Origin of the sequence: Microbacterium sp. KHB019 (assembly GCF_037285405.1) — a bacterium.
GTDB lineage: Bacteria > Actinomycetota > Actinomycetes > Actinomycetales > Microbacteriaceae > Microbacterium.
In genome coordinates this window covers 276586-289849 of sequence record NZ_JBBDHF010000003.1, presented here as the reverse complement: position 1 = coordinate 289849, position 13264 = coordinate 276586, and the positions used below count along the sequence as shown (strand labels likewise).

At 67.1% G+C, this 13264-nt stretch carries 12 protein-coding genes; 7 read left to right on the top strand and 5 right to left on the bottom strand.

Annotated features, from left to right (window positions below; all coding sequences use genetic code 11):
• Positions 1 to 6 precede the first annotated feature (6 nt).
• The 5 genes from KHB019_RS12655 to KHB019_RS12635 all read right to left on the bottom strand — a co-directional run bounded on the left by KHB019_RS12655 (position 7) and on the right by KHB019_RS12635 (position 6514).
• The gene (locus KHB019_RS12655; RefSeq protein ID WP_230103947.1) at positions 7 to 1284 is read right to left on the bottom strand and encodes an ABC transporter permease; all 1278 of its coding nucleotides are present in this window, start codon (positions 1282 to 1284) and stop codon (positions 7 to 9) included.
• Positions 1281 to 2555, bottom strand: a complete 1275-nt coding sequence (locus tag KHB019_RS12650) for an ABC transporter permease (RefSeq protein ID WP_325472029.1) — start codon at positions 2553 to 2555, stop codon at positions 1281 to 1283. Before KHB019_RS12650 ends, KHB019_RS12655 begins: the two co-directional genes overlap by 4 nt.
• A complete protein-coding gene (locus tag KHB019_RS12645) occupies positions 2552 to 4078 on the bottom strand; it encodes an ABC transporter ATP-binding protein (protein WP_230103949.1) in 1527 nt (508 codons plus the stop codon). The genes KHB019_RS12650 and KHB019_RS12645 overlap by 4 nt, the downstream gene beginning before the upstream one ends.
• A 96-nt stretch (positions 4079 to 4174) precedes the next feature.
• Positions 4175 to 5272: a BMP family lipoprotein gene (locus KHB019_RS12640; RefSeq protein ID WP_230103950.1), complete on the bottom strand. Its 1098-nt coding sequence runs from the start codon at positions 5270 to 5272 to the stop codon at positions 4175 to 4177.
• A gap of 129 nt (positions 5273 to 5401) precedes the next feature.
• Complete coding sequence (locus tag KHB019_RS12635) at positions 5402 to 6514, bottom strand: mannose-1-phosphate guanylyltransferase (RefSeq protein WP_230103951.1); 1113 nt, start codon at positions 6512 to 6514, stop codon at positions 5402 to 5404.
• A gap of 233 nt (positions 6515 to 6747) precedes the next feature.
• Between KHB019_RS12635 and sdhC the strand changes: the two genes are divergently transcribed.
• The 7 genes from sdhC to trpS are packed head-to-tail and all read left to right on the top strand — an operon-like array spanning position 6748 to position 13245.
• Positions 6748 to 7182, top strand: a complete 435-nt coding sequence (gene sdhC / locus KHB019_RS12630) for a succinate dehydrogenase, cytochrome b556 subunit (protein WP_290368274.1) — start codon at positions 6748 to 6750, stop codon at positions 7180 to 7182.
• Positions 7182 to 7616: a succinate dehydrogenase, hydrophobic membrane anchor protein gene (gene sdhD, locus KHB019_RS12625; protein WP_230103952.1), complete on the top strand. Its 435-nt coding sequence runs from the start codon at positions 7182 to 7184 to the stop codon at positions 7614 to 7616. Before sdhC ends, sdhD begins: the two co-directional genes overlap by 1 nt.
• A 36-nt stretch (positions 7617 to 7652) precedes the next feature.
• On the top strand, positions 7653 to 9458 hold the full coding sequence (sdhA, locus tag KHB019_RS12620) for a succinate dehydrogenase flavoprotein subunit (RefSeq protein ID WP_230103953.1): 1806 nt from the start codon (positions 7653 to 7655) through the stop codon (positions 9456 to 9458).
• Positions 9459 to 9460: 2 nt separating this feature from the next.
• The gene (locus tag KHB019_RS12615; RefSeq protein ID WP_230103954.1) at positions 9461 to 10222 is read left to right on the top strand and encodes a succinate dehydrogenase iron-sulfur subunit; all 762 of its coding nucleotides are present in this window, start codon (positions 9461 to 9463) and stop codon (positions 10220 to 10222) included.
• Between the two features lie 10 nt (positions 10223 to 10232).
• A complete protein-coding gene (locus KHB019_RS12610; RefSeq protein WP_230103955.1) occupies positions 10233 to 11357 on the top strand; it encodes a YihY/virulence factor BrkB family protein in 1125 nt (374 codons plus the stop codon).
• 9 nt (positions 11358 to 11366) lie between these two features.
• Positions 11367 to 12206 carry an exodeoxyribonuclease III gene (locus tag KHB019_RS12605; RefSeq protein ID WP_337459121.1) on the top strand — a complete coding sequence of 280 codons (840 nt, stop codon included), beginning with the start codon at positions 11367 to 11369 and terminating at the stop codon, positions 12204 to 12206.
• A gap of 34 nt (positions 12207 to 12240) precedes the next feature.
• Positions 12241 to 13245 (top strand): tryptophan--tRNA ligase, encoded by a 1005-nt coding sequence (trpS, locus tag KHB019_RS12600; protein ID WP_290368275.1) that lies wholly within the window; start codon positions 12241 to 12243, stop codon positions 13243 to 13245.
• Positions 13246 to 13264 lie beyond the last annotated feature (19 nt).

The window sequence follows — 13264 nt, the reverse complement described above, 5'->3', positions numbered from 1 at the left end:
GCTCCTCTAGCTCTTGATGTAGGGTTCGCCGTCCGCGGCTGGTGCCCGCGAGCGGCCGACGAGTCCGGCGACGGCGAAGATGGTGACGATGTACGGAAGCATGAGCATGAACTGGCTCGGAACCGGGGAGCCGATCACCGAGAGCACGCCCTGCAGGTTCGTCGCGAAGCCGAACAGAAGGGCTGCGAGCGTCGCGCGGATCGGGTCCCACTTTCCGAAGATCACGGCGGCGAGCGCGATGAACCCGGCTCCTGCGGTCATCTCCTGATTGAACCTCGGGACCGACACCAGCGTGTAGAACGCACCGCCGAGGCCCGCGACGGCACCGGCCAGAAGCACGGCGCGGTAGCGGGTCGCGGCCACCTTGATGCCGACCGTGTCGGCGGCCTGGGGGTGTTCGCCGACCGACCGCAGCCGGAGTCCCCAGCGGGTGCGGTACAGACCGAACCACACCAGCGCCACCACGACGTACATCAGGTAGACGATGAACGACTGGCGGAACAGGATCGGTCCGATCACGGGAATCTCGCTGAGCCCCGGGATCGCGACGGCGTTGAACGTCTCCGGGCTGTTGAGCGTCTCGGTGTTCGGCGCGAGCACCTGTCGGAACAGGAACGTCGTCAGACCGATCACGAGCACGTTCAGCACCACGCCGACGATCACCTGGTCGACGAAGTACGTGATCGTGAAGACACCGAGGACGAGGGCGACGAGCATGCCGGCGACCATGGCGGCCACGAGGCCCGCCCAGGGCGTGCCCGCCAGCGACGCGGCCACGGCGGCCGAGAACGCGCCGGCGAGCAGCTGCGCCTCGATCGCGATGTTCACGACGCCGGCTCGCTCGCCGATCACGCCGCCCAGTGCGCCGAAGATCAGTGGCGTGGCCAGTGCCAGCGCACCGCCGAGGAGCCCGATCATCGGCAGCGTGCTGCCGGCGGCGGCCCACGCGAGGAAGCCGATCATCAGGACGGCGACCCAGACGATGACGAGCCACAACGGGATGCCGCGCCGTGCCCGCACGCGGATCACGGCGAACACCGTCGCTGCGGCGAGGAGGACGACGGCGATCCACGCCGTGGCCGTCGCCGGAAGCACGACGTCCGGAACCGTGAAGAACGCCTCGCCTGCAGACAGGCGGAACGTCGTCTCGCCCTCGCGCGGTGCCAGCAGCGGCAGGAGCGCGAACAGCACCGTGAAGATCGCGAAGATCACCGGCGCCTTCCATGAGACGACGGTCACGCGACGCTGCTCATCGCTGACGACGGGTTCGGCCGTGACGGTCATGCGGACACCTCCTCGGCGATCTGCGCCGCATTCTTCTTCGGCTTCTTGGGCTTCTTGCGCGCCCCTGGTTGAGGCAGGCCGAACATGGCGCGCACCAGAGGCGGTGCGGCGATGAACAGCACGATCAGCGACTGGACGACGAGGACGATCTCGATCGGGATGCCCTCCGAGGACTGCATCGTGAATCCGCCGGTCTTGAACGCGCCGAACAGGAGGCCGGCGGCGAGGATGCCGAGCGGCGTCGAGCGGCCGAGCAGAGCGACGGTGATGGCGTCGAAGCCGATGCCGGCGTCGATCGCTCCGCCGAATCCGCTGGTCTCGGTGCCGAGGATCTGGCTGATGCCGGCGATGCCGACCAGCGCGCCGGCGATGAGCATGACCACCAGGTACATGCGCCCGACGTCGATACCCGCGACGCGCGCGGCTGCGGGGTTCTCACCGACGGCGCGGAAGCGGAAGCCGAGCGAGGAGCGCTCCAGCAGCCACCAGGTGAAGGCGACCGCGACGAGCGCCAGCAGGAACCCGGCGTGCAGCTTGTACTGCGGGCCGAGCAGCTGCGGCAGCACGGCGCTGTCCGGCATCGGTGCGGTCTTCGGATTGCTCGAGCCCGGCGCCTGCAGGATTCCCTGCGTCGCCAGCATCCATGCGAGCAGGTAGAAGGCGATGTGGTTGAGCATGATCGTCGTGATCACCTCGTGCGCACCGGTGCGCGCCTTGAGGAGTCCGGCGATACCGGCCCAGATCGCACCGGCGACCATGCCGGCCACGACGGCGGCGATCAGGTGCAGCGGGAACGGAAGATCCCACTGCGTCGCGACGTAGCCTCCGGCAGCGGCCGCCATGAGCATCTGCCCCTGGCCACCGATGTTGAACAGACCCGCGCGGAACGCCAGACCGACGCCGAGGCCGGCCGCGATCAGCGGCGTGGCGAACTTGAGGGTCTCGGTGAGCGGACGGATGCCGATCGCGAAGCTGTCGGCGTTGAAGTTGTAGATCGCGCCGCGGAACAGAGCGGCATACGCCCCGGCGACGGCATCCCAGATCGCACCGATCATGTCCATCGGCCTGGCGAAGAAGTAGCCGGAGGTGGCCTGGACCTGCTCGTTCGTCGCGGCGATCATGATCGATCCGACGACGACGGCGATGAGGACGGCCAGCACCGAGATGATGCCGTTGCCGCGCACGATCGCCTGCATGGCGAGCCGCCAGCGAGACGGCGCGACCTTGGTGTCCGGCGCGGCGAGAGGGGTCTGGGGCTGCGTGGCGCTCATGCGCTGGTCTCCTCGCTCGCGGCGGTCGCCGACATGCCGGCCATCATCAGGCCGAGGCGGTCGCGGGGGGTGTCACCGGGGACGATGCCGACGACCTGGCCGCGATACATCACCAGGATGCGGTCGGCGAGGGCGGTGACCTCGTCGAGCTCTGTGGAGATGACGATCACAGGAACTCCGGCGTCGCGGGTGTCGATCAGGCGCTTGTGGATGAACTCGATGGACCCCACGTCGACGCCGCGGGTGGGCTGCGCTGCGACGAACAGCGACAGATCGCGACTCAGCTCGCGTGCGAGCACCACCTTCTGCTGGTTGCCGCCGGACAGCCGCCCGGCCGCCTGCGACGGACCCTGGGTGCGGATGTCGAACTCGGTGATCTTCTCGCGGGCGAACGCATCGAGGGCGCTGCGGCGAACGGTGCCGACGCTGACGAACGGTTCACCGTGCGAGCGGTCGAGCATGAGGTTCTCGGCGATGGTGAACTCCTTCACCAGTCCGTCGACGCTGCGGTCCTCCGGGACGAACCCGACGCCGGCGTCGAGGATCTCGCGGACCGAGCGCCCGAGCAGCTCCTCGCCGTCCAGGCGGATGCTGCCCCTGACCTGATCCTGAAGGCCGATGATGGCCTCGGTGAGCTCGGTCTGGCCGTTGCCCTGCACACCGGCGATCGCGAGGATCTCGCCTCCGCGCACCTCGAACGACGCCTCGTCGACGAGGACGGTCCCGGTGCGGTCGGTGACGGTGAGCCCCTCGACGACGAGCGAGTTCGTTCGTACGTTGGGCGCGTCCTTGTGCACGGTCAGCTCGACGGCCCGGCCGACCATGAGGGAGGCGAGCTCTTCGTTGGAAGCCGAAGGCGATGCTTCGCCGACGACCTTGCCGAGCCGGATGACCGTGATGCGGTCCGCGACCTCGCGCACCTCGCGGAGCTTGTGGGTGATGAAGACGATCGATGTGCCCTGCGACTTGAGCTGCCGCATGGTGTTCATCAGCTCATCGGTCTCCTGCGGCGTGAGGACCGCGGTCGGCTCGTCGAACACGAGGACCTTGGCGTCGCGGGAAAGCGCTTTGATGATCTCGACGCGCTGCTGGACGCCCACGGGGAGATCTTCGACGACCGCATCGGGGTCGACGGCGAATCCGAAGCGGTCGGAGATCTCGCGCACGCGCTTTCGTGCGGCTGCCAGGTCGAGACGGCCTCCGAACTTCGTCTGCTCGTGTCCGAGCATCACGTTCTCGGCGACGGTGAAGACGGGGATCAGCATGAAGTGCTGGTGCACCATGCCGATGCCGGCGGCCATCGCATCGCCAGGGCCGGAGAAGTGCTGCACCTCGTCATCGAGGAGGATGTCGCCCTCGTCGGCCTGGTACAGGCCGTAGAGGACGTTCATGAGCGTCGACTTGCCTGCGCCGTTCTCGCCCAGAAGGCAATGGATCTCACCTTCTTCAACGGTGAGATCGATGTGGTCGTTCGCTGTCAGCGCGCCGAATCTCTTCGTGATGCCGCGCAGTTCAAGCTTCATGTGGTCGATCCTATTCAGCAGACCCGGGTCTGCGGGAGTGGCCGGACAGAACGAGACGGGGAGGCCGACGCGCGCCGGCCTCCCCGTCTCTTTGCGTCACTCGCTGAGGTAGGACGTGACGGTCACCTTGCCGTCGATGATGTCCTGCTGGAGCTGCGTGACCTCGTCCTGCAGGCCGGAGTCGACCTTGTCGGCGAAGTTGTGCAGGTCGGCGATGCCCACGCCGTCGTTCTCGAGCGTGCCGATGTAGGCCTCGGCGTCGAACTCGTCCTTGCCGCTGGCGAGGACCGCCTGGTAGGTCGACAGGTCCATCGCCTTGAGGACCGAGGTGAGGACGACGTCAGCCGTGCTCGGGTCGGTCACGAACAGGTCTGCGTCAGCGCCGATGAGGGCGATGTCCTTGCCGGACTCCTTGATCGCCTGCTGCGCCGACTGGTAGATCGGCCCGCCGACGGGGAGGATGACGTCGACGCCCTGGTCGAGGATGTTCACGGCGACCTGCTTGGCGTCCTGGTTGGCCTCGAAGCCACCCGTGAACGAGCCGGTCTTGCCGTCCCAGCCGACGACCTGGACGTCGGCGTCCTTGACCTCGTTGTAGTGGTTCACGCCCTGGAGGAAGCCGTCCATGAAGATCGTGACGGTCGGGAACTCCATGCCGCCGAAGGTGCCGACCTTGCCGGTCTTCGAGTAGCCCGCGGACAGGTAGCCCGCGAGGAACGCCGCCTGGGCGGTGTCGTACAGCAGCGGCTTGACGTTCTCGGCGTCCTTCTTGCCGTCGAAGTCGTTGTCGGCCGCGTCGTCGACGAGGATGAAGTCGACGTCGGGGTTGGCCGTGGCTGCCTCGACGGTGGCGGCCGAGAGAGCGAAGCCGACGGCGACGATCGCGTTGCAGCCCTCGCCGACGAGGTTGGTCACGTTCGGGCCGTACTCGGTCTCGGCGTTGGACTGCACGTCCTTGAGCTCGACACCGAGCTCGTCTGCGGCCTTCTGCGCGCCCTCGAACGAGAGCTGGTTGAACGACTTGTCGTCGAATCCGCCCATATCGGAGACGATGCAGGGCAGGAAGTCGAGCTTCTCGCCGCCGGCGTTGCCGCCGTCGTTCTCCTCGGGAGCGGCCCCACAGCCTGCGAGTGCGACGGCGACGCCGGTCGCCACGAGCGCGGCGAGAGCGCGCTTTCGGGTGGAAATGGTCACGTAAGCCTCCACGACTACTGGCCTGCGCCGATCGCAGGGTCCGTCTGGATAAATTACCCAGTATTACGGCGAACGCAGTGGTCGAGACGGTTAATGGTTATGAACTCGCAATAGACCCGGTCGGGGCTGCTACAGAACGTCGCCTCGACCGGTCAGCTTGAGCGATTCCACGACGCCCTTCACGCGCTGTGCGTGCTCGGCCGTGGTGACGAGCAGCGCATCCTCGGTGTCGACGACGACGATGTCCTGGACGCCGATCAGGCTGATGACCCGGGAGGTCTGACTGACCAGGATCCCGGTGGCGGCATCCGACAGCACGCGCGCCTTCGGACCGAGCACGGCGAGGTCGTTCTTGCGGCCGCCGGAGATGAGCTTGGTCAGTGAGGCGAAGTCCCCCACGTCGTCCCAGTCGAAGTGCCCGGGGATGACGGCCAGGCGCCCCTTGTCCGCCGCCGGCTCGGCGACGGCGTAGTCGATCGCGATCTTCTTCAGCCGCGGCCAGACCCGGTCGACGACCGGCCCTCGGCGCTCGCGGTCGTCCCACGCCTCTGCGAGTTCGAGCAGACCCGCATGCAGCTCCGGCTCGTTCGCCGCGAGCTCGTCGAGGAGCACGCTGGCCCTGGAGATGAACATGCCGGCGTTCCAGAGGAACGAACGGTCGGCGTAGTACTCCTTGGCGGTTTCGAGATCGGGCTTCTCGACGAAGCGCTGCACGGTCGCCGCCTCGGGCGCTCCGTCGACCACGATCTCTTCGCCCTTCTGGATGTATCCGAATCCGACCGAGGGCTCCGACGGCTGGATGCCGATCGTGCAGATGTAACCGGCGCGCGCGACGGCGACGGCCTGCTGCACGGCGAACTCGAACGTGCGGGTGCCGCGGATGACGTGATCGGCGGCGAACGAGCCGATGATGACGTCGGGGTCGCGCCGATGCAGGATCGCGGCGGCGAGGCCGATGGCAGCCGCCGACTCGCGCGGCTCCGACTCGAGGAAGACGTTCATGTCGGGGATGCCGGGGAGCTCGGCCTCCACGGCGGCGCGGTGGGCGCGACCGGTGACGACGGAGATGCGGTCGGGGCCGGTCATGGGCTCGAGGCGGTCCCACGTGTCGCGGAGCAGGGAGTTGCCGGAGCCGGTCAGGTCGTGCAGGAACTTCGGCGCGTCCGCCCGAGAGAGCGGCCACAGCCGACTGCCGATACCGCCGGCGGGGATCACTGCATAGAAGTCGTCGAACGGCGCCATGGATCTAACCTATCCGCCGGGGCTGCGGCGCATCGGCGGATTCTCTTGGCTGTTCAGCACGATAGCCAGGCCGAATCGTGACGATGCATGATGGCAATGATGAGGCCGGGCCTTAGGGTCGCCTTCGTCGCACCCAGCGTTCTGACAGGAATAGGATGGGTCCCGATCGGGCATGCCCTGCGGTCGGTTCGGACCCAGTGCTCCCGGCCTCGCATCGATCAGGGAGGACGACCGTGTCCGCAGGCACTCGCTTGACACCGTCGATTTCGGAAACCACGTCCAAGACCCCGCGCGGCACTCTGTACCGCGGCCGTGAGGGCATGTGGTCGTGGGTGCTTCACCGCATCACCGGAGTCGCCATCTTCTTCTTCCTTCTGGTGCACGTGCTCGACACGGCACTCATCCGGGTCTCCCCCGAGGCGTACAACGCGGTGATCGGCACCTACAAGAACCCGATCATGGCCCTCGGCGAGGTCGTGCTCGTCGCGGCGATCGTGTTCCACGCGATGAACGGACTCCGCATCATCCTCGTCGACTTCTGGTCGAAGGGCGCTCGCTTCCAGCGTCAGCTGTTCTGGGGCGTCCTGGCCGTGTGGCTCGTCCTCATGGCCGGATTCACCTCGCGTCATCTTGCTCTGGCGTTCGCCGGATTCGGAGGGGGTCACTGATGTCCGCCCAGACCGTCGCCGCACCGGCCCGCCGCCGCAGCGGCATCAACCTCGAGAAGTGGGGCTGGGTGTTCATGCGAGCATCCGGCGTCGTGCTGATCGTCCTCATCTTCGGCCACCTGTTCGTGAACCTGATGGTCGGTGAGGGCATCCACGCCCTCGATTTCGCCTTCATCGCAGGAAAGTTCGCCACACCGTTCTGGCAGTGGTGGGACGTGCTCATGCTCTGGCTCGCCTTCATCCACGGCGGCAACGGCATGCGCACGATCGTCAACGACTACGTCACCAACGAGAAGGTGCGCAAGGCCCTCGTCTGGGCGATCGGTCTGGCCGCAGGGCTGCTGATCATCCTCGGCACCCTGGTCGTCTTCACGTTCGACCCGTGCCTGGGCGACCCGTCGACCGCCGAGCTTGTGAAGCTGTGCGCGGCCTGACGCCCGCCACGTGGACTGAGAAGAGAGCAACGAGAAGTGACTACTGAGACTCAGGATTCCGTCGTTCGCGACGGTGTGCACTACCACCAGTTCGACGTCGTGATCGTCGGCGCCGGCGGCGCAGGAATGCGGGCGGCCATCGAGGCCGGCCCCGGTGCGAAGACCGCGGTGATCTCCAAGCTCTACCCGACGCGCTCGCACACCGGTGCGGCGCAGGGCGGCATGGCTGCGGCACTCGCGAACGTCGAGGAGGACAGCTGGGAGTGGCACACCTTCGACACCGTCAAGGGCGGCGACTACCTGGTCGACCAGGACGCGGCTGAGATCCTGGCCAAGGAGGCCATCGACGCCGTCATCGATCTCGAGAACATGGGCCTGCCGTTCAACCGCACGCCAGAGGGCAAGATCGATCAGCGTCGCTTCGGCGGCCACACGGCCGAGCACGGCAAGACCCCCGTCCGCCGCGCCTGCTACGCCGCCGACCGCACTGGCCACATGATCCTGCAGACGCTGTTCCAGAACTGCGTCAAGCTCGGCATCAACTTCTTCAACGAGTTCTACGTGCTCGACCTGATCACGGTGAAGGACGACGCGGGCAAGATCCAGGTCGCCGGCGTCGTCGCCTACGAGCTGGCCTCCGGCGAACTGCATGTCTTCCAGTCCAAGGCCGTGGTCTTCGCGACCGGCGGCTTCGGGAAGATCTACAAGACCACTTCGAACGCGCACACCCTCACCGGTGACGGGGTCGGCATCATCTGGCGCAAGAACCTGCCGCTGGAGGACATGGAGTTCTTCCAGTTCCATCCGACTGGTCTCGCCGGCCTCGGCATCCTGCTCACAGAGGGTGCCCGCGGTGAGGGCGCGATCCTGCGCAACGAGTCCGGTGAACGCTTCATGGAGCGCTACGCCCCCACGATCAAGGACCTCGCCCCTCGCGATATCGTCGCGCGCTCCATGGTGCAGGAAGTCCTCGACGGGCGCGGCGCGGGTCCGCACAAGGACTACGTGTACCTCGACTGCACGCACCTCGGTGCCGAAGTCCTCGAGACCAAGCTCCCCGACATCACCGAGTTCGCACGCACGTACCTGGGCGTCGACCCTGTGACCGACCCCGTCCCCGTCATGCCGACGGCGCACTACGCCATGGGCGGCATCCCGACGAACAACAACGCCGAGGTGCTCGCCGACAACGACACCGTCGTTCCCGGCCTGTACGCGGCCGGCGAGTGCGCCTGCGTCTCGGTGCACGGCTCCAACCGCCTCGGCACCAACTCGCTGCTCGACATCAACGTCTTCGGCAAGCGCGCCGGCAACAACGCCGTCGCATACGCCAAGACGGCCGAGTTCGTACCGCTGCCAGAGAACCCCGCTGCATTCGTGAAGGGCCTGCTCGAGGACATGCGCAGCAGCAACGGCACCGAGCGCGTCGCGGTGCTGCGCAAGAAGCTGCAGGACGAGATGGACCGCGGGGCCCAGGTCTTCCGCACCCATGAGTCGCTCGAGCACGTCCTCGACGTCATCAAGGAGCTGCGCGAACGCTACAAGAACGTCTACATCGACGACAAGGGGCACCGCTTCAACACCGACCTCCTCGAGGCCGTCGAGCTCGGGTTCCTGCTCGACATCGCCGAAGTCGTCGTCTACGCGGCGCAGAACCGCGAGGAGAGCCGCGGCGGCCACATGCGCGACGACTTCCCCAAGCGCGACGACGAGAACTGGATGAAGCACACCATGGCGTACCTGACGGGCGACCCGCACTCGTCGACCCCCGCCGATCACATCAGACTCGACTCGAAGCCGGTCGTCCAGACCCGCTACCAGCCGATGGAGAGGAAGTACTGAGCATGTCGAACGCCGTCGCAGAGGCCCCCGCGGCCGCAGACCCGGCCATCCAGTCCTTCCTGGTCACGTTCATCATCCGCCGGTTCGATCCTGAACAGGATGCCGAGCCGCGCTGGGTGGACTACGACGTCGAACTGTTCTCGACCGACCGCGTCCTGGACGCGCTGCACAAGATCAAGTGGGAGGTCGACGGCTCGCTGTCGTTCCGCCGCTCGTGTGCGCACGGCATCTGCGGATCCGACGCGATGCGCATCAACGGACGCAACCGCCTCGCCTGCAAGACGCTGATCAAGGACCTCGACATCTCGAAGCCGATCTACGTCGAGGCGATCAAGGGTCTGCCGCTCGAGAAGGACCTGATCGTCGACATGGAGCCGTTCTTCGCCTCCTACCGCGAGGTCCAGCCGTTCCTCGTCGCGAGCAGTGTCCCCGAGAAGGGCAAGGAGCGCGTCCAGTCGATCGCCGACCGTGCGATCTTCGACGACACCACCAAGTGCATCCTGTGCGCCGCGTGCACCTCGTCGTGCCCGGTGTTCTGGACCGACGGCCAGTACTTCGGTCCTGCCGCGATCGTCAACGCGCACCGTTTCATCTTCGACTCGCGCGACGACAACGCCGAGGTCCGTCTGGACATCCTCAACGACAAGGAGGGCGTGTGGCGCTGCCGTACGACCTTCAACTGCTCCGAGGCATGCCCGCGTGGCATCGAGGTGACCAAGGCGATCGCCGAGGTCAAGCAGGCGGTTCTGCGCGGACGCCCGTAGGAGGATCCCCGTGCCGTTGCGCGAGCGCCTGGAAGGGCCGCTCGAGCGTGCGGCTGAGCTGAAGGATCGAACGCTCGCCGCGTTCCCTGTGCGCGTATGGCGTGGTTTTCTGCGCGGGAACGGATTCCTGCTGTCCGCGGGCATGAGCTACTACGTCCTGTTCTCGCTGTTCGCGGTCATCTACGTCAGCTTCGCCGGCGTCGGTCTGTGGATGGGCGCGAGTCCGCGGGCGATCGACATGCTCATCGACCTGGCGAACAGCTACCTCCCCGGCCTCATCGGCGACCCCGGCCTCTTCGAGCGCGCCGACGTCGTCGACATCGCGCAGCGGAGCACAGGCCTGCTGACCATCACCGGTGCGGTCGCGGTCGGATTCGCGGCGTGGACGGCCATCTCGGCCGTGACGTTCACCCGCCGAGCGATCCGAGACATCTTCGGTCTGCCGTTCGACACGCGCTCGTATTGGCTGCTCAAGCTGCGCGACCTGTTCGCCGGCATCCTGTTCGGTCTCGCGCTGCTGCTGGGCGCCGCGCTCAGCGTCCTGAGCATCTGGGCGCTGGAGTCGATCTTCGAGCTCTTCGGCTGGCCGGAGGACTCGTGGGTACTCTCGGGTGCCGGGCGTGCGCTCTGGATGGCGAGCGCGTTCGTCGTGGATGCCGGCGCCCTGGCGGCCCTGGTACGGTTCCTGGTCGGAGCGGACCTGCGATGGCGCTTCATCTGGCCCGCGTCGCTGCTCGGCGGCGGCGCGATGGTGGTTCTTCAGCTGGCCGCCGGTCTGCTGCTGACTCGCGTGCCGACGAACCCGCTGCTCGCCTCGTTCGCGGTGATCATCGGACTGCTGCTGTGGTGCCGCCTGCTGGCGAGCGTCGTACTCGTCGCGGCATCCTGGATCGCCGTCACCGCCGCCGACCACGACCATCCGCTGGAACTCGAGGACGAGCAGGCCGCTCGCCTCGCCGAGCAGGAGGCACTGGTCCTCGCCGCACGTGTGCAGCTGCGCCGGGCACGGGACGCGTACGATGAGGCGCCCTGGTATCGCCGCTGGTTCGCGTCCCGTGGGGTGCGGAGAGCCGAGGACACCCTCGCGATCGCGATCGAGGGAGCAGAGGCCGAGGATGTCACCGGCCCTCGTTAGGCTGATCACATGCCTCACCTGCGTATCGCCTCGGTCAATGTCAACGGGATCAGGGCGGCAGCCCGCAACGGGATGAGCGGATGGCTGGATGCCGCCGACGTCGACATCCTGACGCTGCAGGAGGTCCGCGGGCAGGATGAGCATCTCGAGGCCGCGCTGCCCGGCTGGTCGATCATCCACGACGAGGCGACGGCCAAGGGCCGCGCCGGCGTCGCGATCGCCAGCCGCACGCCCGCGCTCGCGTCGCGGACGACGTTCGGTGCCGAGGACTTCGACTCGAAGGGCCGCTGGATCGAGGGTGATTTCCTGATCGGCGACCGTCCTCTCACCGTGGTGAGCGCCTACGTGCACAGCGGAGAGGCCGACACTCCGAAGCAGGAGGAGAAGTGGAGGTTCCTCGATGCCTTCGGGCAGCGCCTCGTCGAGCTCAGCCAGAACGAAGCGCTGGCTCTGGTCACAGGCGATCTGAACGTCGGCCACCGCGAGCTCGACATCAAGAACTGGCGCGGCAATCGCAAGAAGGCCGGGTTCCTCCCCCGCGAGCGGGCGTACTTCGATCGATTCCTCGGGGATGCCGGCGCCGAGGTGACCGGCGTCGACGGCACCGTGGGCACCGGACTCGGGTGGATCGACATCGGCCGTCGATTCCACGGCGAGGGCGAGGGGCCGTACACGTGGTGGTCCATGCGCGGCCAGGCGTTCGACAACGACTCCGGCTGGCGCATCGACTACCACCTGGCCACCCCGGCCCTCGCCGACCGGGCGCGGGACTACCGAGTGGCGCGCGCAGCGACCTACGGCGAGCGGTGGAGCGATCACGCGCCCGTGATCGTCGACTACTCCTACTGACGAGGCGTCCCGCGCCGCCCCATAGGATTGACGGGTGACCAAACCTCGCCTTTACTCTGGAATGCAGCCATCAGCCGATTCGCTTCAGATCGGCAACTACATCGGCGCGCTCCTGCAGTGGCGTGATCTGCAGACGTCGTACGACGCCTACTTCTCGGTCGTCGATCTGCACGCCCTGACCGTCGCCCAGGACCCCAAGGAACTCCGCGAGAAGACGCGTCGCACGGCGGCCCAGTACATCGCCGCCGGCATCGAGCCCTCGCAGTCGACTCTGTACGTGCAGTCGCACGTGCGGGCGCATGCCGAGCTCGCCTGGATCCTCTCCACGATCACCGGTTTCGGCGAGGCGGGGCGCATGACGCAGTTCAAGGACAAGTCGGCACGCTACGGACAGGACGCCACCAGCGTCGGCCTCTTCACCTACCCGGTGCTGATGGCCGCGGACATCCTGCTGTACCAGACCGATGTCGTTCCCGTCGGCGACGACCAGAAGCAGCACGTCGAACTCACGCGCGATCTCGCCGAGCGGTTCAACTCGCGCTTCGGCGAGACGTTCGTCGTGCCGATGCCTGTGATCCAGAAGGACACCGCGCGGATCTACGACCTGCAGAACCCGACCTCGAAGATGTCCAAATCGGCAGAGAGCGACGCCGGTGTGCTGTGGATGCTGGATGATCCGGCCAAGTCCGCGAAGAAGATCATGCGCGCCGTCACCGACAACGAGGGATCCGTGCGCTTCGATCGGGAGAACAAGCCGGGTGTCTCGAATCTGCTGACGATCTACGCGGCGCTCAGCGGGCGCCAGGTCGCGTCGATCGAGGACGAATACGCCGGTCGCGGCTACGGCGACTTCAAGAAGGGCCTCGCCGAGGTCGTGGTCTCGGAGTTCGAGCCGGTGCGCAACCGTGCCCTCGAGCTGCTCGACGACCCGGCAGAGCTCGACCGGATCCTCGCCGCCAATGCCGCCCGCGCTGATGCCGTCGCCGATGCGACGCTCGCGGACGTGTACGACAAGGTCGGACTGCTGCGCCGAGTGTGAGGCCGTACGGTCGCGCATC

Coding starts and splice junctions, on each gene's coding strand:
- KHB019_RS12655 (WP_230103947.1), bottom strand. CDS start 1,284: ATGACCGTCACGGCCGAACCCGTCGTCAGCGATGAGCAGCGTCGCGTG.
- KHB019_RS12650 (WP_325472029.1), bottom strand. CDS start 2,555: ATGAGCGCCACGCAGCCCCAGACCCCTCTCGCCGCGCCGGACACCAAG.
- KHB019_RS12645 (WP_230103949.1), bottom strand. CDS start 4,078: ATGAAGCTTGAACTGCGCGGCATCACGAAGAGATTCGGCGCGCTGACA.
- KHB019_RS12635 (WP_230103951.1), bottom strand. CDS start 6,514: ATGGCGCCGTTCGACGACTTCTATGCAGTGATCCCCGCCGGCGGTATC.
- sdhD (WP_230103952.1), top strand. CDS start 7,182: ATGTCCGCCCAGACCGTCGCCGCACCGGCCCGCCGCCGCAGCGGCATC.
- KHB019_RS12615 (WP_230103954.1), top strand. CDS start 9,461: ATGTCGAACGCCGTCGCAGAGGCCCCCGCGGCCGCAGACCCGGCCATC.
- KHB019_RS12605 (WP_337459121.1), top strand. CDS start 11,367: ATGCCTCACCTGCGTATCGCCTCGGTCAATGTCAACGGGATCAGGGCG.